Genomic DNA, 21683 nt, shown 5'->3' with positions numbered 1-21683 from the left:
GCAACGGAACGCGAGAAGGGGGACTATGAGCTGGGTCGAGACCATCCCGGCCTTCGTGACGGCCGTGGTGCTGGTCTTCGGACCCGGCCTGCTCTGGGGCAGCGTCCTGGGACTGCGCCGCCTGGCGCTGGTCGCCGTGGCCGGGCCGTTCAGCGTCACCGCCATGGTGGTCGCTGCGGAATTGGGCGGGCTGACCGGATTACCCTGGGCCTGGCCAACCCTGCTGCTGGTCACCGTGGTCGTTGCGGTAGCGCTCTGGTGGCTGCGGCGGCTGATGCGCAACCGGCTCCACCGCGAACATACCGCGGCATCGGCCCCGGCGCCGTGGCGGACGGTCGCGATTACCTGGGCCGTCTCCGCCGTGCCGCTGGCCGGCTACATGTTCTGGATCATCGGCTCGCCGGACAATATCGCCCAGTCGCACGACAACATCTTCCACCTCAATGCCCTGCGCTACATCGCGGATACCTCCAACGCTTCCTCGCTGACATTGGGCTACCTGGGCACCACCGACCAGGGAGTCTTCTACCCGGCGGGCTGGCACGCCGTCGTTTCCCTGGTCATGACCACCGCCGGCCTACCCGTGGCCGCGGCCATCAACGTCACCAACATTGTCCTGATCACCGGCATCTGGAGCACCGGCTGCCTCTTTTTCGTCAGCCGCATTACCGGTGAAAGGATGATGCCGCTGCTGGTGGCCGCGGTACTCACTACCGCCTTCAGCAGCTTTCCGTACCTGCTGCTGGAATTCGGCGTGGTCTATCCGTTCATGCTCTCCATCGCCATCCTGCCTGCCGCCCTGGGCCTGGTGATCCAGTTGCTGCGGATCGGACTGCCGGGCACCATCTCCACCGAGGGCAACATCCTGCTGCTGGTCGGGCTGATACCGGGCATGGCGCTGGCGCACCCGGCCACCGTGATGGGACTTCTGGCGCTTGCGACGCCGATGGTACTGGCTGCGGCGTACGGCGTCTCCCGCTCGGGTACTTCACGCGACAAGACAAAAGCCGGGCTCAGCACGGTGGCCTATCTGGTGGTGCTCGGCTTCCTGTGGGCAGTGCTCCGGCCGGCGCGCAGCAGCTCGGAAAACTGGGACAACATGGGCAACGCGCTCCTGGCGCTCTGGGAGGTGGTGGTGCATGCCCCGCTCTACCGGCCCATCGGAATCCTGGCGACGATACTCACCATCGTGGGGGCCGCCGTCGTACTTAATGTGCGCAAGCACCGGTGGGTCCTGGGGATCTATCTGGTCGCCGCCGTGATTTTCGTGGTGGGGAACTGGAAGGAAGCCCCGCTGATCCGCTGGCTGGTGGCCGGCATCTGGTACAATGACTTTTTCCGGATCAGCGCCATGCTCCCGGTGGCCGGCATCCTGATCGCCTCGCTGGGCGGCGTGGCGTTGGCCGGGACGGCGCGGTCCTTCTTCCGGGCGTGGCTGGCGCACAAGGACAAGAGGCAGCCGGTATGGTTCCGGCCGGCCGCCACGGCGGTGCTGACCATCGTGGTGCTGGCGGTCGCTCCGCTCTTCGCCGCCCAGCGCAGCATCCAGGAAGCGGCGTTCAAGTACCGGTTCACGGACGATTCGTACCTGCTGACCGAGGACGAACTCGCGCTCATCAAACGGCTGCCCGAGCACGTTCCGGCGGACGCCGTCGTCGTTGGCAATCCGATGACCGGCGCGTCCTTGTCCTACTCGTACACGGGGATCCAGACGCTGCTGCCTTCCGGCACTACCTCCCCCGCCGTCAACGGGAAGCTCATTCTTCAGAAGCTGGACGAAATGGACACAGACCCGGCGGTCTGCGAAGCCGTGCGCGCAGCCGGCGTGGGATTTGTCCTGGACTTCGGCACGAGTTCGGTCCACCCGGGCGAGACCAGCATCCAGCCGGGGCTGCGGGACCTGGATACAGAGAACGGTTTCGAGCTCGTGGACAGCGAAGGCGACGCGTCGCTCTACCGGATCACCGGCTGCAGCTGAGCGGACGGGGCGCGATGGCTGCCGGGTGCGGTGGATGCCGGCCGCGGGTCAGCCTTCGCAGTCCTTGCAGTAGAAGAGGCCGTCCTGTTCCCGGGCCAGCATGGAGTGGTGGCGGATCAGGAAGCAGGATGAACAGGTGAATTCGTCCTCGCCGGGCGGGATGATCCTGACCTGGAGCTCCTCGCCGGAAAGGTCGGCACCGGGCAGCTCGAACCCCTCTGCCGCGTCGGCTTCGTCCACCTCGATCTCCGAGGACCGGCTGTCGCTCTTGTGGGATTTGAGTTCTTCGATGGACTCTTCGGGCTCGTCCTCGGTCGATTTTCGCGGTGCATCGTAGTCTGTAGCCATCGCGGGCCTCCACTTCAACTGTTGACAGTCCTCGTACGCTTCAGCACGCTCCCGCAAGAACGTTGGTTCCCCACTATAGGGCAGTTGCCGGGGTCGCTGTCATCCCTTTCCACAGGAATGGCAGCGACGCTGGGAGCGGGCCTGGGCAGCGGCGGCCGGACAGCTGCTGCGCCGGGCGCCGGTACCCTTGAAGGGTGATGAAATCCCCCCTCCCCGTGCGCGACGGCGTCAACGCCACCCGGCTGCGCCTGCCTGATAACGGACCTTGGCAGACGGCGCTGGACTACATGCTGCACCGCTGGGGCCATGTGGATCCGGAGGGCATCAAGGACCGTTTCGACCGCGGCGAGATTGTCGGCGAGGGCGGTGTGCGGTTGCACCGGGACACCGCGCTGGAGGAGCACACCTTCATTTGGTACTACCGGACGCTGCCGGCCGAGGACCGGCTGCCGGTGGAGCTGGACATTCTGCACCAGGACGAGAACATCCTGGTGGTGGACAAGCCCCATTTCCTCCCGACGACGCCGGGCGGGACCTACATCAGCGAATCGGCCCTGGTCCGGCTGCGCGTCCAGCTCGACATCCCGGACCTGATTCCCATGCACCGGCTGGACCGCCTCACGGCCGGTGTGCTGCTCTTCTCCACCAACCCCGCCACCCGCGGCAAGTACCAGGTGCTGTTCGAGAAGCGCCGCGTGGAAAAGGAGTACGAGGCAATCGCGGCGGTGGACCAGCGGCTTCAGTTCCCTCTCGTCGTGCGCAACCGGATGGTCAAGTCCCGCACCTACTTGCTGGCCGAGGTAGTGGAGGGCGAGTTCAACGCCGAGACCCGGATCGAGCTTGAAGAAACCCGGGGTGTGCTCGGCAAGTACCGGCTGGAACCGCATACCGGCAAGACCCACCAGCTGCGCGTGCATATGGCCTCGCTGGGAGTGGGCATCCTGCACGATCCGTTCTACCCGGTCCTGCTGGACAAGGCCCCGGACGATTACAGCCGGCCGCTGCAGCTGCTTGCCCGGGGCGTGCGGTTCACCGATCCCCTCTCCGGCGCACCGGTCGAATACCGCAGCCGGCTGGAGCTTTCCGAATGGGCAGCCGCTGCCGCTCCGCAGCCTGCGGGACGCTGAGCGGGACAGTCAAAGCCGACTGATCATTCCGGCTCAGCCCCTTACACGGCCGGAACTACGTGGTTAGAGTCGAAGCAACGAGCCGTTGCCCGATCGGGCCTTGTGCGGTGGGGCGGAGGTTCGGCCGACCAGTGCTGCACGCCGACAAGGGAGCCTCGACATGTTCCACCGCAACGTAGCCGAGAAGATCCATCTCATCGAGCACGCCAATGTGAACCTGTACCTCGTCGAGGACGGCGACCGGATCATGCTCGTTGATTCCGGCCTGCCGGCCATGTGGAAGATGACGGTCGCTGCCCTCCGCGAGCTCGGCCGTTCGCCACGTGACATTTCCGCGCTGGTCCTGACGCACGCGCACTTCGACCACCTCGGGTTCGCCGCCAGGATCCAGCACGACCTCGATGTGCCGGTCTACGCGCACCCGGGCGACAGCTACATCGCCGAGCACCCGTACCGGTACAAGCATGAAAAGAACCGGCTGACCTACCCCGTTAAGTACCCCGCCTGCGTTCCCATCCTGGCCCGGATGACGCTGGCCGGAGCGCTCAACGTCCGGGGTGTCAAGGATCTTCGCGTACTGGGCGCCGAGACCGGCCTGCAACTGCCCGGCGCACCGGCGGTTATCCATACCCCGGGCCATACCGAAGGCCACTGCGCGCTCCATTTTCCGGAACGGGACACCATTATCACCGGAGACGCCTTGGTCACACTTGATCCGTACACCGGCAAGCGGGGGCCGCACATCGTCTCCGCGGCCGCCACGGCAGATACTCGACAAGCGCTGAAATCGCTCGAGCTGCTGGCCGAAACGGGCGCCGGTACGGCGTTGTCCGGCCATGGCGAACCGTACCGCGGCGGGGTTGCCTCCGCAGTGGACGAGGCCGTGCGTCGCGGCGCCACCTAGCACCGGCGGCCAGGACGGCAAGGGCAGGAGGACAGGCTGCGATGGAATCCGTGGTGGAGGTTGACCCCGACGATCTGTACGGACTGATCGCCACCCTGACACAGGACCAGTGGTTGCCCGCGCGTCCGCGCATCCGTGTTGCCGTGGCCTACCGCGGACACACCTCCGCAGTGCGTGACCTGTCTACCGGACTCGTGCGGCTGCGCGGGGACTCCAGTGCCGAGGTGGAACCTCATCTGATGCGCAACTTCCGCAAGTACGCCCACCGGGACACCGCCCCCGGGGACTCGGACTGGAACTGGCTGAGCGTCGCGCAGCATTACGGCCTGCCGACGCGCCTGCTCGACTGGAGCCACTCGCCCTACGTCGCGCTGCACTTTGTCACTAGGGACACCTCCCGCTATGACGAGGACGGCGCGGTGTGGTGCGTGGATTATGCGGCGGCCCATGAACTGCTGCCGCAGGAGCTGCGCAGCGAGATCGAACCGGCCGGCGGCGGGCTCTTCACCACTGAGATGCTCTCCCGCTCTGCCTACACACTGTCCGAGTTCGACCGGTTTCACGACGACGATGGACACAGCATCCCGTTGTTTTTCGAGCCGCCCTCGCTGGACGAGCGCATTGTGAACCAAGCCGCGATATTTTCCGCCATGTCCGACGCCACGGCCGGCCTGGACGAATGGCTGCAGCGCCATCCCGAAATCTATCGCAAAGTCATTGTTCCCGCGCAGCTCAAGTGGCGGATCCGGGACCATCTGGACCAGGCCAACGTGACCGAACGCGTGCTGTTTCCCGGTCTCGACGGCCTGTCACGCTGGCTGCGGCGCTACTACAGTCCGCGTGACCCGGTGCGGAACCCGCGGGACGCCTGAGGAAGCGGCCTGCTCATGGCCGACGGCGAGCGCCGCTGGTCCAAGCGAGCGCTATTGTCCCAGCAGGCTCCGGTGGACGGAACGGAAGGTCTCGGCCAACCCGGCAGAAAACAGTACGAACTCGATGAGCTGGACGCCGCCGTCGTACTTCATGGCCTCCCCCAGCCCGGCCAGGGCGACGCTCCCGCCGTCCCAGCCGTAGACCCCGGCGCTGATCGCCGGAAAGGCCACGGACCGTGCGCCCAGCTCATCGGCCACGCGGAGGCTTTCGCGGAAGCAGGAGGCCAGCAGGGCGGGATCATTCTGGCCTGCGTGCAGGTTGGGTCCGACGGTGTGGATCACCCAGCGGGCGGGCAGCCGGAAGGCCTCGGTGGCGACGGCGGATCCTACCGGCAGACCGTCGGGCAGCTGCGACGACCGCAGTTCCCGGCACGCGGCCAGCAGCTCCGGACCGGCGGCGCGGTGGATGGCGCCGTCCACCCCTCCTCCGCCCAGCAGGCTTGAGTTCGCCGCGTTGACCACGGCGTCCACCTCGCGACGGGTGATGTCACCTTCGAGAATCCTTATCTCCATACTTTGTACTCTGCCACCGGTGCAGCATTGCGGGTAGATTGGGGAGGTGGAAATCCCCGAAGGGCCGTGGCAATGGCTGTATTATCCGATGACCTTGCTGATGGTCGTTCTGGATGCTCCCATGCCCGCCGCGCCGTCGGAAATCATGGTCATCGGCGGCGGCACACTGCTGGCCCACGGCGACCTGATCCTGCCGCTGGTGGTCCTGACCGCGTTCGCCGGCAGCATGGCCGGGGACGTGCTGCTGTTCCTGCTCTTCCGCGGCGGCATCAACACCCTGCTCAACCGGTACCGGTGGGGCCGCAGGGTGGACCGTGCCGTGACCCAGGCGCTGGAGAAGGCCGGCCGATCCTCCACCTATGCCGCCATTGTCGCCGCGCGCTTTATCCCCGGCGGCCGGACCGCGTCCGTCGCAGCTGCAGGCCTGGCGGATGTCCCGCTGAATGCGTTCCTGGTCTTGTCTGCCACGGGCTCCACTGTCTGGGCATTGTGGATGACCGGATTGGGGCTGGCCACCGGCCTCGCCACGGATCTGCCGTTCTGGGTGAATCTTGTTTTGGGCACGGTGATTGGCATACTGGTGGGCACGGCCATAGCTGCCGTCATCAGCCTGCGCCGCCGCAGCCAGCCGGCGCCGGTGCTCGGGGGTGCCGTCGACATCGAGGAGTAGCAGGAGCGAACACCCCGCTTCGGTCCAAGCCGTTATGGACGCCGTAAAACCCTACCTCCACAAGACCCGGACCATCCTCGCCACTGACCTGGCACGCCAACTCGCGGTCAGCGTCAGCCTCGTGTTCGCGCTGCTGATCGGCGTGCGCGGTGCCGGCCTGCTGGGCGGCACCTCCATCAAGGACGCGGCCGGGGGCGCGTTTGCCCCGGACTTCACCCTGCTGGCCCCGGCTTCGGGCGCGTTCAGCATCTGGTCGGTGATCTACGTGGGGCTGGTGGGCTACACCATCTTCCAGTGGTGGCCGACGCAGCGCCGCACCCCGCGGCAGCGCGCCGCAGGCTGGCTGGTGGCCGCGTCGCTGGTCCTCAATGCCTGCTGGATCCTGAGCGCGCAGGCCTCGAATGTGGGGCTGAGCCTGATCGTCATGATCCTGCTGCTGGCGGTACTGCTGGCCGCGGTCTACTTCCTGACGCGGTATCCGACAAAGTCCCTCGTGGAAGGGCTCCTCACAGATGCTCCGGTAGGGCTGTACACCGGCTGGATTCTGGTGGCGGCAGGCGCCAACGCGGCCAGCTGGCTCACGCTGCGCGGCATCGACCTGTTCGGCTGGGGCGCCGATGTCTGGGCAGTCATCACCCTCGGCATGGTCTCCTTCGCCGGAGCGGTAGTGGCGATGACTGGCCGCGGCCGGATGTCCGCCGTAGCGGCCTTGTGCTGGGGGCTGGGCTGGATCGCCGTGTCCCGGCTCCTGGGTGATCCGGTCTCCGTGCCGGTGGTCATCGCGGCCGGATTCGGTTTCTTCTTCGTGCTGGTCTGCGGGACATCGCGCCGTTTCCGGGTGGGGCACGAAGAGCGCCGGGCCTTTCGCCGCGGCTACGTTCCGGAGATCTGAAATCCAAACAACGACGGCGGGCCACGGCGGCCAAGGGGGTATCAGTATGACCAGCAACTACGGCACTTTCGTCCAACGTCCCACAGGACCTGCCGGGGCGATGGAGAGCACGTGGTGGCCGTGGCGCGACATGGACGTCCATGTTGAGCGCATCGGCGCCCCGGACGCCCCGGTGCGGTTGGTACTCTTCCACGGTGCCGGCGGCAACGCCGCTGCCATGCGTCCCTTCGCAGAACATCTGGCAGCCCTGGGAACCGATGTGAGCGTTCCGGATCTTCCCGGGTACGGCCTCACTCGGTCACCCGATCCGGCGGGTATCCGCTATGGACACTGGCAGCAGTTCGCCCAGGACTTCGTGCGTGCCGAATCCGATGATCGTCCGCTGGTCCTGATGGGAGCCAGCATGGGCGGGCTGCTCGCTTTCGAAGCGGCAGCCGCCACCTCGCTCGCCGCCGCCCTAGTGGTGACATGCTTGCTGGATCCCCGGGACGAGAGGGTCCGGGCACGCCTGACCTGGCATCCGGTACTGGGGAAAGTAGCCGGCCCTGGGCTCCGGCTCCTGGCCGGGCCCCTTGCCCGGGTGCAGGTTCCCATCCGCTGGCTTGCCGATATCCGCCATATCAGCAACGATCCCGGGCTGGTGCGTACCGTCCTCCGGGATGCCCGCGGCGGCGGTGGCTCGATGTCCCTAGGCTGGATGCGCAGCTTCATGGAATGGGAGCCCGATGTTGAACCGGAAGACTTCAGCTCGGGCCGGGTCCTGATGGTGCATCCCGCCGAAGACCGGTGGACGCCACCAGAGATCAGCAAGCCGTTTTTCGAGCGCATTGCGGCGACCAAACAGATCGTGATGTTGGAGAACGCGGGGCATTTCCCGATCGAGCATCCCGGGCTGGACCAGCTCGTGGCTGCAGTCGGTCAGCTGGTGGCGGACCTCCGGTAGCGCTCTGGTTTGGGCGCGGCAGGTCGAGGTCAGCGCAGCGTCTGCCACTTTCCGCGGCTGCGGCGCAGCACGGCGAGTCTTTCAGTGGTGGCGACCTGCTCGACAGCATGGCGCATGTTGGCGGCGGCCTGCAGCGCCTGGCGGTTTTCGGCGTCGTACGCATTCGGATCGACGGTGAAACGCACGGTGATCCGCGGGACCCCGGCAACGACGTCGAGCTGGTTCGCCTCGACCACATGGGCGGAGCCGACGGCAGCGACGGCGGCCTCCATCACGTGCTCTGGAACGTGTCCGGGGCGCAAGCCAGTGATGTTTAGCTGGGCTCGGAAGGATGGCATCCGTCCACTTTATCGGGGCACGGCACCCTCTCCAGGTCCGCCGGCGGACGAAGCGGACGGGGCATTCTCCCGGAGGAAACGGATCGCCTCTTTGACCCGCCGCGGGACGCGGGTCCCCGGCGGCAGGGCGGCAACCACGGCGTTAGGCGGCAGCTCGTCGGCAAGCGGAACATAGGCGACCTTGAGCCCGTCCCCCGTTGTATCGTTCACCGGGCGGGTATTGACCATGGAATAGCCCAGTCCGCGGGCGACAAGGGAGCGGATGGTTTCCATGTCTGTGCTGGGCCAACGAAGCTTTGGCTCGACGCCGACAGCGCGAATCATGCCGGTCACTCTCTCGATGGTGGGCGGCACGTCATGAAGGATGGCCCATTCATCCTGCACCTGGGCGAAAGTAATGGACTTCTGACTGGCCAGCGGGTGCGTCGCCGACAACATCAGGTGCGGTTTCACCCGGGCAATTTCCGCCAGCTCCACGCCGTCGACTGCCTGCAGCGAGTAGATCAGGGCAAGATCGATCCGCCCCTCCAGGACGTCCTGCTGCAGTCCGGCAGCGCTGGCCTCACGGAATGAGACGTCTACTGCCGGATACTCCCGGCTGAAATACTCCACGAGGCCAGGCAACAAGCGCGGGGACAGGGTGGGGCTGCAGCCCGCACGCAACGCTCCCCGCATTTCGTCGAAGCCGCCGGCAACGGCACCTTCAATGTCGCCGATCATGCTCAGGATGTGCCTTGCCCTCGCCGCGAGCTCCACCCCCGCCGGCGTTGCCACCACTTTCTTCGCGCGGGTCCGGATCAGCAGATCAACACCTACTGCGTGCTCCAGCTGGGCGATGGCCATGGAGGCCGCCGCCTGGGAGATATTCGATTCCTTCGCGGCTGCCGTGACGGAACCGTGGTCCAGCACGGCAACGAAGTACTGCAGTTGCCGAATGGTGAACTCAGCCATCAACTCCCCTTATGAACTTCATCAGATTGATTGACTATACACATTATGTGATTGGAGCCACACTTGAAGAAATCAACGATCTTCATTTCGAGGAGCATTCATGACCGAGTCGAACCTCAAACCCCACATCGTGACCCTCGGCACGGCCGGCGGCCCCCGGTGGTGGACGCCCGCTGAGGAGAACAACCGGACCGGAATCGCCACCGCCGTCGTCGTCGGGGATTCCTTCTACCTGGTGGATTGCGGACACGGTGTTGGCCGCCGTTTGAGCCAGGCCGGCCTGAAGCTGGCCAACCTGCGCGGCATCTTCCTCACCCACTTGCATTCCGACCACACTGTGGATCTGGCCAGCCTTGCCATTTTCGGGCTGTACGACCTTCTCGACCGGCGCAACGATCCGGTCAGGATCATCGGACCCGGAAACCGCGGCATGTTGCCGTACACCTCGCCGCGGGCCACCGTTGAGCCCGTCCCGGTGGCTCCGCACTGTCCGACTCCCGGAACCCGCGAGATGTTCGAGCAGCTGATGTACGCGCATGCCACGGACCTCAACGACAGGATCATCGACAGTCTGCGACCGTCCCCGTTTGAGCTGTTCGAAGCCTCCGATATCGAGATTCCGCAGGACATCGGCTACCACCCGAATGAGAATCCGACGCCGGCCATGGATCCGTTCGTGATCTACGAAGACGACCTCGTCAAGGTCTCGGCAATCCTGGTGGAGCACCCGCCGGTGGCGCCGGCTTTCGGATTCCGCTTCGACACGGCGGAGGGCTCGGTCACGTTCTCCGGCGACACCACCTACACGCAGAATATGGTCACGTTGGCACAGGACACCGACCTGCTGCTGCACGAGGCTATCGACTTCGATTTTGTCGAGGCCCTGTACGCGGACAAGACGGACGAAGGCTCCCGCGCGGCCAGGGACCACCACTACAAGTCGCACACCAGCGTCCGCGACGCGGCGAAGGTCGCCAGCGAGGCCGGTGCCAAACAACTGGCCCTGCACCACCTCGTTCCCGGCATGGCCGGCGATTCCGTCTGGAAGCAGGCCGCGGAACACTTCCACGGCACCTTCCACGTACCGGCAGACCTCGAACACATCGAACTCCGCCCGTCCCGCTGAATCCTAGCGCTCCATCTATGAACCCCTCCCCAGATCCCTCGACCTCATCATCAGGAGGAATTGTGTCCGAGTCACCGACGACCGTTACGCAGTCCGCACCGTCCACACCGCAGCACCAGTCCGGCTCCGAGTCCTTGAACACGAAGGACATGCGCCGGATCCTCGCGTCCAGCTTCATCGGCAGCGCCATCGAGTACTACGACTTCATCCTGTACGCGACCGCAGCCAGCATCGTCTTCAATACCGTTTTCTTCGCCAACCTCAGCCCCGCCTTCGGCCTCTTCGCCTCCTTCGCGACGCTGGCCGCAGGCTACCTGGCGCGTCCGCTTGGCGGCATCGTCTTCGGTCACTTCGGCGACAAGATCGGGCGCAAGAAAATGCTCGTGCTGTCCATGCTGCTGATGGGCGCCTCGACAGTCCTCATCGGCCTGCTGCCCACCACCGCCGTGATCGGAATCCTTGCCCCGGTCCTGCTGGTGACCCTGCGCGTCATCCAGGGCATTGCCGTGGGCGGCGAATGGGGCGGCGCAGCCTTGATGGCGCTGGAATCCGCACCGCAGAAGAAACGCGGCCTGGCCACGTCCTTCGCCACCGCCGGCGGCCCCGCCGGTGCAGTACTCGCCACCCTGGTGGTTTCGCTGACGTCCGCCCTGACCGGTGATGCGTTCCTGCAGTGGGGCTGGCGCATTCCGTTCCTGCTCAGCGCGGTACTGATCGCCGTCGGCATGATCATCCGGCTCAAGGTTGCTGAAACGCCGATGTTCCAGAAGCTGCAGGAAGCCGGCGAGAAGAAGCGCATGCCGCTCTTCGACGTGCTGCGCAACCATCCGCGTGCCGTGGTTGTTGCCCTGATCGCCACCATGAGCTTCTACGCCTGCCAGGGCATCCTGACGGTGTGGGGAGTTTCCATCGCCGTCGGCAACGGGGTGGACCGTTCCGGCGTCCTCAACTGGAAGGCGGCAGGCGCCGTCCTCACCCTGATCATGTGCTTCTACACCGCCCGGCTCAGCGACCGCATCGGCCGCCGCAAGGTTCTCACCGTCGCGGGCATCACCGGCATCGTGCTGGCCTACCCGCTGCTGATGCTGCTGAACAACGGCACGCTGTGGGGCTTCGCCGTCGCCATCGTGGTCGGCAACGGCATTGTCCAGGGCGCCCTCTTCGGCCCCATCGGCGCCTACATCGCCGAGCAGTTCCCCACCCGCATGCGCTACACCGGGGCCTCGCTGTCCTACCAGGGTGCTTCGGTGCTCGGTGCCGGCTTCACCCCGATGATCGCCACCGGCCTGATGATCGCGGGCAACGGCAGCATCTGGCTGGTCGGAGCGTTCTGGATCGCCGTCATCCTCGCCGGTACCATTGCCGTCCGCGCCACGCCGGAAGGCACCAAGGTCAACCTCGACTGACGCGGGCCACACCGAACAACTGAAGAGGAAGTGCCCGGGTGGAAACTCCATCCGGGCACTTCCTGTTCGACACGTAAGACAGTCGCAGGTTACGGCCGGCGGTGGATGGACTTGTAGCTGAGGTAGGCGTTGAGCCCCTCGATGCCGTATTCCGTACCGAGGCCCGAATCGTGCCGGCCGCCAAACGGCGCGGAGTGGTTGGAGGCAAAGAAGTTGATGCCCACGGAGCCGGTGTCCATCCGGTCAGCGACGGCGAGGGCAGCGTCCTGGTCCGCACCAAACACCAGGCCGCCCAGCCCAAACTCGGTGTTGTTCGCCAGCGCGACGGCCTCGTCCACGTCCGAGTACTTCAGCACGGAGATCACCGGGCCGAAGATTTCCTCCCGGGAGATCCGCATGGACGGTGTGACATCGGCGAAGACCGTTGGCTCCACGAAGAAGCCTCCTTCGAGTCCGCCGCCAAGCCGCGCTGCGCGGCCACCGGTGGTCGCCCGGGCGCCTTCGGCCCGGCCGGCGTCCACGTATTCCAGCACCGTCCGGTACTGGGATTCGGTGGCTGCCGGCCCGAAGACGGTGGCGGGATCCAGCGGGTCTCCCTGCACTCCGGCGGCGATGGTGGCGGTCGCCATATCCACCACCTCGTCGTAACGTCCCGCGGGGGCCAGGATCCGGGTGGAGATGTAGCAGGTCTGGCCGGTGTTGCGCATGCAGGAGCGCACGAGACCGCTGGACATGGCATCCAGATCAGCGTCCGGCAGCACGATGGCACTGGACTTGCCACCCAGTTCCAGCGTGACCGGGCGCAACAGTTCACCGCAGGCCGCGGCGATCTTCCGGCCCACTGGCGTCGAACCGGTGAAGGCCACCTTGTCCACGCCCGGGTGCCTGACCAAGATGTCGCCCAGCCGGCCGGAACCGGTGACCAGGTTGACCACGCCGGCCGACACACCGGCGGCGGCCACGGCGTCGACAATCAGCCGGAAGGACAGCGGGGTGGGCGATGCAGGTTTCATCACCACGGTGCAGCCGGCCAGCAGCGCCGGCGCCAGCTTGATCACCATCAGATTGATCGGGAAGTTCCACGGGGCGATCAGCGCGCACACGCCCACCGGATCCCGGCGCACCACCGACTCGCCGCCGCCGCGCGGAAACGGCCGGACGTCCTCGCGCTCCAGGTACTCCGCGAGCGTAGCGAAGTAGCGGAAGATGCTCGCCGCGTTGGCCGCGGCCCCCGAGGACTCTGAGATCGGGGAACCGTTCTCACGGGTGTTGGTCAGCGACAGCTCCTCCGCCCGCTTGTCCACTTCGTCGGCGATGCGCAGCAGGTAGGCAGCCCGCTCGGATGGAGCGAGCCGGGACCACCCGCCGTCGAACGCCTTGCGCGCCGCGCCGACCGCGGCGTCGATATCCTCCGGGGTTCCATCAGGAACCGAGCCCCAGATCTGGCCCGTGGCCGCATCCGTGACGGGGTTGCGGCCGGTGCCGCGGGCGGGGACCCAGGCGCCGTCGATGAAGACATCGTCCACGTGGGTGTAGGGCAGGGTGAGCGCGGCGCGGGCGTCCACGGCAGGGCCGGAGAACGACGCCGGCGCTTGCCCGGTTGCCGCGGCGGCAGTTGCGCTGTGGGCGGCGGAAGTCATCGGATCACTCCAGTCTTGAGCAGTGCGTTGGACCGGGCGAGGTCGGCCGTGCCCATCGCGTAGGCGGCTTCGGTGATGAGTTCGGGGATGATCTCCGCAGCCAGGCGGTCCGTGTAGACAGCCGGGGTCATGCCGAACCAGGACGAGGCCAGCGCGATGCCGGCGTGGTCGAAGCGCCACAACCGGTCGGCGTCGCGGACCAGGGCATCCTCCAGCGAGAAGGCCACATGGCGGGTGTCGTGCCCGTCGATGATTTCACAGACCCGCGCGATGAAGCCGTCGGAGTAGCCCAGTCCGGGCAGCACCCGGCGGGCCACCTGGCAGCCTTCGGCCTCGTGCTCGAAGCGGACGGCCGCCTTCCGCCAGTCGCCCGTGAAGCCCTCGGAGAGGATGCGCGATTCGTCCACGTGCGCCCAGCCGGTGTCATGCAGCACGATCGCCACGCGGACCAGCTCGGCGTCGGCCTCCGGGTAGGCCCGGCAGAGCCGTTCGGCGTAGGCCAGCGAGATGGGCAGGTGGATGTCGTTGCCGCGGCTGCGGGTTTCCGCCACCACGGCCTTCCAGAGCCGGTCCAGGTCTTCGGCCGCAGGGGTGCCGGCGATAGGCGAGGTGTCCAGGGTGCCGGTGGCCGGAACGGGGCGCACCGGATGCGCGGCGGCAAAGGCGGCGGCACGGGGATCTTCCGCGTGCGCAGCCGGATCCGCTGCCGGCCAGGCGGTGCTGGCGGCGTCGCTGTTGGTCTGCGGACTCTGCGTGTCGGGGGTTCTCATGGGGCTCCTTAGCCGTCCGTGATGATGGTCTTCAGCACGACGGCGGGATCCGCCGCCGCGTCCGCGGGTATGTTCTGGCCCTTGGCCAGGGCGTTCTTGACCGACATGAAATCCAGCGGTGCGTTGACGCAGTCCGCGGCAATGATCCGGCCGTTGCGGTAGTAGAGCACGGAGAATTTTCCGCGTTCCTCGTCGCGCCGGACCACGGTCTGGTCGTAGCCGAGGGTCAGGCCGGCGATCTGCAGTTTCAGGTCCGCCTGGTTGGACCAGAACCACGGGATGCCCGCGTAGTCCTCGCGCCGGCCCATCAGCGAATAGGCGGCTACCTTGGCGTGCTCGATCGCGTTGTTCACGCTTTCCAGCCGGATGCGCTCGCCTGCCGGCGAACCGGGCAGCGGGTTGGGCATGTTCGCCACATCGCCCACCGCCACGGTGGTGCCGTCCGAGGCCAGGGCGTGCGAGTCCACCACGATGCCGTTGTCCACCTCCAGGCCCAGCTGCTCGGCCAGTTCGGTGTTGGGGACCACGCCGATCCCGACCAGCACCAGCTGCGCGGGGATCACCGTGCCGTCCTCAAGTTCGACGCCGGCCACCCGGCTTCCGTCTTCGGCTGCGGTCAGGCGCTCCATCCGGGCATCGAGCCGGATGTCGATGCCGCGGCCGCGGTGGGTCTGGAGGAAGTAGTCGCTGGTGTCTTCGCCCACGGCGCGGCCGATCAGGCGCGGGCCGTACTCGAGTACCGTGACGGACTTGCCCATTTTGTGCAGGCTGGAAGCCGCTTCCAGCCCGATGAAGCCGCCGCCCACCACTACAGCTTCGCGGACATTGTCCAGCTGTGCCTTCAGGGCCAGGGCGTCGTCCGCGTTGCGCAGGTAGACCACGCCGTCCAGGTCCGCGCCGGGCAGGTCGAGCTTCCGTGCCCGGGCGCCGACCGTCAGGGCCAACCGCTTGAAGCCGAATTCGGCTCCGGAGGCGGCGTGCGCGATGCCGGAGCCGTCGTCGTTCTTATCGATCCGGGTGATGTACTCGCCCTTGACGAGGGTGATGTTGTGCTCGTCCCAGTACTCGTTGGAGCGGAAGATCAGCGTCTCGCTCTCCACGGTGCCCTGCAGGAACTCCTTGGACAGGGCGGGGCGCTGGTACGGCCGGTGGTCCTCGTCGCCGAGCAGCGTGATGTGCTCGTCGAAGCCCAGGGCCCGCAGTGAGACGGCCAGCTGCACGCCGGACTGGCTGGCGCCGATGATCAGCAGGCCGGTCCGGGCTGGCGCCTTCGGTGCTGCGGCGGCGCCGTCGTTGGTCTTGGTTGCCGCGTCAGCGGTTCCGGTGCTCATGATCAGACCTGTGTTTCCGGTGTGGTGACATGGATGTCCTGGCCGTCGCACAGCTTCAGCTGGCAGGACAGGCGTGAGTTGTCCTCGCGGTCCACGGCGGTGCCGTAGAGCATTTCGTCCTCCATGTCCTCCATGGGCGGCAGCTCGGCCAGCTCGTCCTCGCGGACAAAAACGTGGCAGGTGGCGCAGGACAGCGAACCGCCGCATTCGGCGACGATGCCGGGGACGCCGTTGCGCACGGCCGTCTCCATGACCGAGTCCCCGGTGTTGCCGGTGATCTCGCGTGTGGTGCCTTCCGTGTCGGTGAAATAAACCGTTGGCATGGCTCCTCCTTGTACTGGAAATCTCGTTGGAAATGTGGGTGGAAGCTTTAGATGAACTGGCGGCCGCCGTCGACCACCATGGTTTGGCCGGTGATGTATGAGCTGTCCGGACCGGCGAGGAACAGCGCGGCCCCGACGATGTCTTCGGGCTGGCTGGCCCGCTTGAGCGCCCCGCGGTCCACGCCGTAACTTTCGGCGTCCTCCATCAGCGAGTAGCTGGCTTCGGTGAGCGTGAAGCCGGGAGCGATTGCGTTGACGGTGATGCCGCGCCGGCCCAGCTCCTTGGCCAGCACCCGGGTCAGCGCAACCACTCCGCCCTTGGAAGCGACGTAGTGCAGCCACTGCTCGGAGCCGGAGAAAATGGTGGCGCTGGACAGGTTGATGACGCGCCCGCCGTCGGCCAGATAAGGGCTCGCCGCGCGGGTCACCAGCCACGGGCCCTTGAGGTTCACGTTCATGACCAGGTCCCATTCGTCCGGGTCGATGTCCTCGAAGGGCGTGCGGGTCACCGTAGCGTAGATGGCCGCGTTATTAAGTACGACGTCGATGCGTCCGTTCCCGAATTCCGCCACCTGGGCGGCGAGCGACTCGGTGGACGAGCGATCTGTCACGTCGGCCCTGTAGGCCGCCGCGTCGGCGCCGGCTTCGCGGACCAGCTTGGCCGTCTCTTCGGCGCCTTCCAGGTTCACGTCCGCGACGGCCACCCGGTAGCCGCGGCCGGCGAAGCCGAGGGCGAACGCCCGGCCGAGGCCCCCGGCGGCGCCGGTGATCAGCACGGTCCGCTGGGCCATATCAGGGACCGCACGCTCCACACCGCGGGTAGCGGCGGCGTCGTTGGCGTCGGTGGGTTGCTGCGTCATCTTCAAACCTTTGCGTTGGGTTGTGCCGGGCCTTCGGCCTTGGGAAGGGACGGCTCGCCCGGCCCGGCACTGGAATCACCTGAGGGGGAGGTGCTCAGGCGTGGCTGTGGGCGCCCGGGCCGGTCACTGTGACTATAGGATCGAGTTCCTCGGCATCCAGGATCTGCACGGTACCCTTGGTGCCGTCGACCCGCAGCAGCTGCCCGGTCTTGATGGTGGTGGAGCCGCTGCCCGTGCCGGTGACCGCCGGCAGCCCGTACTCGCGGCAGACAATAGCGGCATGGCTCATCATGCCGCCGATGTCGGTCACGGTGGCCTTGATCTTGCCGAAGATCGGGCCCCAGGACGGCGCGGTCACGGTGGCCACCAGGATCTCGCCCTGCTGGACCTCCGAAAGCTGGTCCGCGTCCGTCACGACGCGGGCAACGCCCTCGACGACGCCGGGTGAGGCCGCCATGCCGCGCAGTCCCCCGCCCTCGACTTCCTCGCCCGCGCCCAGCCACTGCTGGACCTGCTCGGTGGTGATGCCCCAGAGCATGCGGGTGAACGGTTCGGTGATGGATTCCGGCGGCGTGTTCAGCGCCGGTTGCGGACGGACGGTCTTGAGCGCATCGACAATGCCGCGGCGGCGTTCGATCTCCTCCGGCCAGTAGGTGGGGCCGATCGATTCGGCGCCCACACCCCAGCCCGTGACCATGTCGAAGAGCGCGTCGCGGACCTCGTTGCGGGTCAGGTAGAGCAGGTCATCGGGTTCGGTCCAGAAGCCCTCGGCGTGCATCATCCGGGACAACTCTCGGATCTTGCGCCAGAAGACGCCCATGGTCCAGTGCTCGATGTAGAAGTTGTGGTTTTCCACGTACGGGTACGCCGTGGCGGCCAACTGGCGCTTGGCGTCAAAGAGGGCCTGGGTTTCACCTTCGAGCAGGTCACGGTATTCCTCGACGATGCGTTCCTTCTCCGCGATGAGCTCCTCGGTGGGGCGCATGATGTTCTGGCCCTCGACAAGCCGGCGGATGTAATCGGCAATGTAGCCCAGGGGGATCTCCTGGTGCTCGTACCAGTACTTGTCGTGCCCGTAGAAACCATTGCCCACGGTGAAGTTGAACCACGGATCCTTGGCGCCCTCGTACTGGGCAATCCAACGCTCCCCGCCCGGTGCCGAAGCAATGGCACCCAAGGTGGCATCGACGTCGTCCGTATTGCCGAAGGCGGACTCCAGGTGAAGCTCCACGGCCAGTTTCGCGAGCTTCTTGAGCTCATCGTCCGGGCGGAACAGCTCCATGTCCACGCCCTGGACCATGGTCGCGATGGACTGGTCCGGGATGTTCGGGAACACTTCCTTGCAGAAGTTGAAGAAGTCCAGGTAGGCAATGTAGCCCAGGTTCAGGAACTCGAAGTGGTACTGCCAGTTCTGGTAGGCCAGCTGGATCAGCCGGTCGTAGTTCTCCAGCAGGACTTCGGAGCCGTCCATCGCCTTGCCGGTGGTGATGTCATCCATCGGAACCATGTCCGGCAGCTTGTTGAAGGACAGCGTCTCCATCTCGTCGATGGTGCCGCGGACCTTCACGTGCCACTGCCGCAGCAGCTCCTCCCAGTTCTGGAAGTAGTGGCCCACGCGCTGCTCGAAATGCGGAACCCGCGCCGCGATCTGGTCCTCGGGGACCGGGATCGGGGACATGTACAGGTAGCCCAGATGGACACGGAACTCAATGCCGTTGGCGTTGGGGATCATCAGGTGCCGGGCGTTGTACTGCCCCAGGCACTTGACCGCGAACTCCCCGCCGATGGTTTCGAACGGCTTGTACACGGTGGGCCAGTGCTGGCTGTCGCAGAACCAGAACTTCGCGTCCTCCTGCTCCTTGAGCTTGTCCTGGAAGACCAGATAGTACGGGTAGATCTGCTCCCAGCCTTCGGCGCCGGCGGGCACCGGCAGTTCGGAGGGCTTCGGGAAAGACTTCATGGACATGACGGACCTTTCAATGGTGGCTCGGCGGTGAGCCGGTGGGTCGGTAACGGCGGGTTTCAGACCGAGGGTTTGAGCAGCGAGGCGGTGATGCTGCCGAGGCTGAAGCCGCTGCTGGCGGTGCCGGTGGAGCTGGTGGCGGAACCGGCAACTGGTGCAGAGCCCGCTGCCGGGGTGGAGCCGGTAGTGGTGGAACCAGCCTTGGTCCCGGTGGCGCCGAAGGCTGCGGCGTATCCGCCAGTGCTGGCGGCGGCGGGAACCGCCGGCTTGGAGGAATGCACCGTTTCGGGACGGGACTGGAGCAGCAGCAGATTCTCGCCGTCGGGCAGGTCCGCATCCAGCGCCCACTCCACGTCCTGGGGGCACTTATAGTGCTTCTCGGCCCGTTTGGCCATCTGTGCCACGGCCTTGGCTTCCTCATCGTTCAGGCTGCGGCGGGCGCGGCGCTCGGCGTCGACCTCCCGTTCCACCAGGGCGCGTGCGGCGCTGTCGGGAACGAGTTCCGCGTGCTTGTCGCCCAGGTGTTCGGACACGAGCGCAAGCGTCACTTTGTCCAGCACGATGTTGTCCGGGGTGACCTGGCCCGAGACCACCATTTCGCCGACACCGTAGGAAGAGTCGATGGTGATCTTCGAGCGGTCCCCGTTGGCCGGGTCCATGGTGATGGCGACGCCGGAGACCTTGGAGTTGACCATCTTCTGCACCACCACGGCCATCGACAGTCCCTCGTCGGGAATGTTGTTCTTCAGCCGGTAGATAATGGCGCGCGAGGTGTACAGCGAGGCCCAGCACTGGCGGATGTGCTCGGTAACGGCCTTGACGCCCTCCAGCCACAGATAGGTATCTTGCTGGCCGGCGAACGAGGCGTCCGGCAGGTCCTCGGCCGTGGCGCTGGAGCGTACGGCCACCGGGACCGGTGTTTCGAACCGGGACATCAGGGAGTCGTACGCCTGGATGGTCACCGCCCGGATGGCCTCCGGAACCGGCCGGGAACAGATGTCCTCACGGATAGCCGCGGAGACCTTGTCCACCTGGGCAATGTCTTCGAGGTCGAGGCCCGCCAGCAGTTCGTTGATCTGCCGGGTGATGCCGGCTTCGGCCATAAACGCATCAAACTCGGCGGTAGTGACCACAAACCCGGGCGGAACCGGCATGCCGGCGGCGGTCATGGTGACCAGGGATGCGCCCTTGCCGCCGAGCGTTTCGAGCTTCGGCTCAAGGCCGCCGTCGAAAAACTGGATGTACTCGTTGCTTTCCATGTGCTTAGGCCTCCCAAGTAACGGGAACGGTTTCGGGGACCCGGAAGGACAGGTTTTCCCGGAACGCGATCTCCTCGGGATCCTGCAGTTTCAGGTTCGGAGCAAGCCGGGCGACTTCCTCGAGGGCAATCTTCGCCTGCAGTTTGGCCAGCATGTTGCCCAGGCAGTAGTGGATGCCGAAGCCGAAGGACAGGTGCTCGCGGGCATTGGGCCGGGAGATGTCGAAATCTTCGCCGTTCTCGAACTTGCCCTCTTCGCGGTTGGCCGAGCCCATCAGCAACAGCAACTGACCGCCTTCTTCAATCTTCACCCCGCCGACCTCGGTGTCTTTGAGCGCCTTGCGCCGCCAGCCGACAATAGAGCCGGAGTAGCGCAGGACCTCGTCGATGGCGCCGGGGATCTTCTTCGGCTCCTCGACCAGCACCGCCCACTGTTCCAGGCGGGCCAGCAGCACGCGCAGTGAATTGGCGATCAACGTGGTGGTGGTTTCGTGGCCAGCGAAAAGCAGGCTGTAGAGGACCGATGCGATCTCGTGGTCGGTGATCTCCGCGCCGTCGTTCTGCGCACGCACCAGGTCGGCGGTGAGGTTGTCGCCGCCCTCCTCATGGGCTACGCGGACCAGGCGCAGGCATTCCTGCCAGTACTCCACCAGGTTGTGCGCATGCGGGATCTGCTGATCGTCGCTCAGGTCGCCCCAGGTCATCGCCGCGCGGGAATCGCTCCAGCGCTTGAACTTGTCGACCTGGCTGACATCGGCGCCGATCAGCGTGAGGATGGTGATCGTCGGAACGTCGTAGGCCAGGTCTTTCACTAGGTCGCCGGTGCGTTCGGGCCGGGCCAGCATCTTTTCCACCAGGTCCACCACGTTCTGGCGGATGAAGGGCTCCAGCGCCTTGTAACGGCGGGGTGTGAAAGCCTTTTGCACTACCGAGCGGATCCGGGTGTGCTCCGGCGGGCGGCGGGCGGAGAGTCCCGAGTACGCGGTGAAGCCGCCCTCTTCCATGATCTTCTTGGCGGCCGGGCCGCGCTCGCGGACCGGGGCCTGCGCGTTTTCGCTCGAGAAGGTCTCCCAGTCCTCGAAAACTGCCTTGATGTCGTCGTAGCGGGAAACTACGTAGTAGCCGATGCGCTCGTCGAACATGACCGGCTGCTCGGCCCGCAGTTCCGCGTAGGCGGGGAAAGGATCCTTCATCTGGAACGGTTCGTAGCCGTGGTGCCCGGCAGGCGCCTCGGCTCCGTGGCCGAACGGGCAGCGGGCCGCCGTTTCCGTCGAGGGTGACATCTGTTCTCCTTGGGGTTGGTTCCCGTTGGTGGTTGCTGGACCGTCAAACGGGTTCGTTCACACCAGTGTTGTCCACATCACCCCGTGGTGCACATCACGGTCTTCCACTGAGTAGAAACCGAATATA

Annotated in this window: 21 protein-coding genes; 9 read left to right on the top strand and 12 right to left on the bottom strand. The window is 66.1% G+C overall.

Going from position 1 to position 21683, the window contains the following annotated elements; genetic code table 11:
- The first annotated feature begins 25 nt into the window (after positions 1–25).
- Positions 26–1978, top strand: coding sequence for a DUF6541 family protein (locus tag AC5RWO_RS16280; RefSeq protein ID WP_498732580.1), 1953 nt, complete (start codon positions 26–28; stop codon positions 1976–1978).
- A gap of 48 nt (positions 1979–2026) precedes the next feature.
- Here the strand turns inward: AC5RWO_RS16280 and AC5RWO_RS16275 are convergent, their stop codons facing one another.
- Positions 2027–2326: a DUF4193 domain-containing protein gene (locus AC5RWO_RS16275; protein ID WP_498732579.1), complete on the bottom strand. Its 300-nt coding sequence runs from the start codon at positions 2324–2326 to the stop codon at positions 2027–2029.
- A 197-nt stretch (positions 2327–2523) separates the two neighbouring features.
- Between AC5RWO_RS16275 and AC5RWO_RS16270 the strand changes: the two genes are divergently transcribed.
- The 3 genes from AC5RWO_RS16270 (at position 2524) to AC5RWO_RS16260 (ending at position 5229) form a co-directional block, all read left to right on the top strand.
- Positions 2524–3453 (top strand): RluA family pseudouridine synthase, encoded by a 930-nt coding sequence (locus AC5RWO_RS16270; protein WP_498732578.1) that lies wholly within the window; start codon positions 2524–2526, stop codon positions 3451–3453.
- Positions 3454–3613: 160 nt separating this feature from the next.
- On the top strand, positions 3614–4357 hold the full coding sequence (locus AC5RWO_RS16265) for an MBL fold metallo-hydrolase (RefSeq protein ID WP_498732577.1): 744 nt from the start codon (positions 3614–3616) through the stop codon (positions 4355–4357).
- Between the two features lie 41 nt (positions 4358–4398).
- On the top strand, positions 4399–5229 hold the full coding sequence (locus AC5RWO_RS16260) for an FRG domain-containing protein (protein ID WP_498732576.1): 831 nt from the start codon (positions 4399–4401) through the stop codon (positions 5227–5229).
- 51 nt (positions 5230–5280) lie between these two features.
- Here AC5RWO_RS16260 and AC5RWO_RS16255 read toward each other — a convergent pair whose 3' ends face one another.
- Complete coding sequence (locus tag AC5RWO_RS16255) at positions 5281–5802, bottom strand: O-acetyl-ADP-ribose deacetylase (RefSeq protein ID WP_498732575.1); 522 nt, start codon at positions 5800–5802, stop codon at positions 5281–5283.
- A gap of 46 nt (positions 5803–5848) precedes the next feature.
- On the opposite strand from AC5RWO_RS16255, the gene AC5RWO_RS16250 reads away from it, so the two are divergent.
- The 3 genes from AC5RWO_RS16250 to AC5RWO_RS16240 are packed head-to-tail and all read left to right on the top strand — an operon-like array spanning position 5849 to position 8307.
- The gene (locus AC5RWO_RS16250; protein ID WP_498732574.1) at positions 5849–6472 is read left to right on the top strand and encodes a DedA family protein; all 624 of its coding nucleotides are present in this window, start codon (positions 5849–5851) and stop codon (positions 6470–6472) included.
- 34 nt (positions 6473–6506) lie between these two features.
- Positions 6507–7364, top strand: coding sequence for a TspO-related membrane protein (locus AC5RWO_RS16245; RefSeq protein ID WP_498732573.1), 858 nt, complete (start codon positions 6507–6509; stop codon positions 7362–7364).
- A 46-nt stretch (positions 7365–7410) separates the two neighbouring features.
- Complete coding sequence (locus AC5RWO_RS16240; protein WP_498732572.1) at positions 7411–8307, top strand: alpha/beta hydrolase; 897 nt, start codon at positions 7411–7413, stop codon at positions 8305–8307.
- 29 nt (positions 8308–8336) lie between these two features.
- Here the strand turns inward: AC5RWO_RS16240 and AC5RWO_RS16235 are convergent, their stop codons facing one another.
- Both AC5RWO_RS16235 and AC5RWO_RS16230 read right to left on the bottom strand, forming a co-directional pair.
- Positions 8337–8645, bottom strand: a complete 309-nt coding sequence (locus AC5RWO_RS16235) for a hypothetical protein (protein WP_498732571.1) — start codon at positions 8643–8645, stop codon at positions 8337–8339.
- Between the two features lie 9 nt (positions 8646–8654).
- Positions 8655–9596 carry a LysR family transcriptional regulator gene (locus tag AC5RWO_RS16230; protein ID WP_498732570.1) on the bottom strand — a complete coding sequence of 314 codons (942 nt, stop codon included), beginning with the start codon at positions 9594–9596 and terminating at the stop codon, positions 8655–8657.
- Between the two features lie 100 nt (positions 9597–9696).
- On the opposite strand from AC5RWO_RS16230, the gene AC5RWO_RS16225 reads away from it, so the two are divergent.
- Together AC5RWO_RS16225 and AC5RWO_RS16220 are read left to right on the top strand one after the other, a co-directional pair.
- Positions 9697–10722 (top strand): MBL fold metallo-hydrolase, encoded by a 1026-nt coding sequence (locus tag AC5RWO_RS16225; protein WP_498732569.1) that lies wholly within the window; start codon positions 9697–9699, stop codon positions 10720–10722.
- A 62-nt stretch (positions 10723–10784) separates the two neighbouring features.
- On the top strand, positions 10785–12128 hold the full coding sequence (locus AC5RWO_RS16220) for an MFS transporter (RefSeq protein WP_498732568.1): 1344 nt from the start codon (positions 10785–10787) through the stop codon (positions 12126–12128).
- Positions 12129–12217: 89 nt separating this feature from the next.
- Here the strand turns inward: AC5RWO_RS16220 and AC5RWO_RS16215 are convergent, their stop codons facing one another.
- The 8 genes from AC5RWO_RS16215 to AC5RWO_RS16180 form a co-directional block, all read right to left on the bottom strand.
- Positions 12218–13768, bottom strand: a complete 1551-nt coding sequence (locus AC5RWO_RS16215; protein WP_498732567.1) for an aldehyde dehydrogenase family protein — start codon at positions 13766–13768, stop codon at positions 12218–12220.
- Positions 13765–14538, bottom strand: coding sequence for an HD domain-containing protein (locus AC5RWO_RS16210; protein ID WP_498732566.1), 774 nt, complete (start codon positions 14536–14538; stop codon positions 13765–13767). Before AC5RWO_RS16210 ends, AC5RWO_RS16215 begins: the two co-directional genes overlap by 4 nt.
- A gap of 8 nt (positions 14539–14546) precedes the next feature.
- Positions 14547–15869: an NAD(P)/FAD-dependent oxidoreductase gene (locus AC5RWO_RS16205; protein ID WP_498732565.1), complete on the bottom strand. Its 1323-nt coding sequence runs from the start codon at positions 15867–15869 to the stop codon at positions 14547–14549.
- Positions 15870–15871: 2 nt separating this feature from the next.
- Positions 15872–16192, bottom strand: a complete 321-nt coding sequence (locus AC5RWO_RS16200) for a 2Fe-2S iron-sulfur cluster-binding protein (RefSeq protein WP_498732564.1) — start codon at positions 16190–16192, stop codon at positions 15872–15874.
- Positions 16193–16239: 47 nt separating this feature from the next.
- A complete protein-coding gene (locus AC5RWO_RS16195; RefSeq protein WP_498732563.1) occupies positions 16240–17052 on the bottom strand; it encodes an SDR family NAD(P)-dependent oxidoreductase in 813 nt (270 codons plus the stop codon).
- A 94-nt stretch (positions 17053–17146) separates the two neighbouring features.
- Positions 17147–19018, bottom strand: a complete 1872-nt coding sequence (locus AC5RWO_RS16190; RefSeq protein ID WP_498732562.1) for a PEP-utilizing enzyme — start codon at positions 19016–19018, stop codon at positions 17147–17149.
- A 56-nt stretch (positions 19019–19074) separates the two neighbouring features.
- Positions 19075–20274 (bottom strand): PEP/pyruvate-binding domain-containing protein, encoded by a 1200-nt coding sequence (locus tag AC5RWO_RS16185; RefSeq protein ID WP_498732561.1) that lies wholly within the window; start codon positions 20272–20274, stop codon positions 19075–19077.
- A 4-nt stretch (positions 20275–20278) separates the two neighbouring features.
- Positions 20279–21556: a cytochrome P450 gene (locus AC5RWO_RS16180; protein WP_498732560.1), complete on the bottom strand. Its 1278-nt coding sequence runs from the start codon at positions 21554–21556 to the stop codon at positions 20279–20281.
- Between the last annotated feature and the right edge of the window lie 127 nt (positions 21557–21683).

Source organism: Arthrobacter sp. B055-34, from assembly GCF_059090425.1.
The sequence above is the reverse complement of the archived record's forward strand: the minus strand, read 5'-3'. Positions and strand labels throughout refer to the sequence as shown.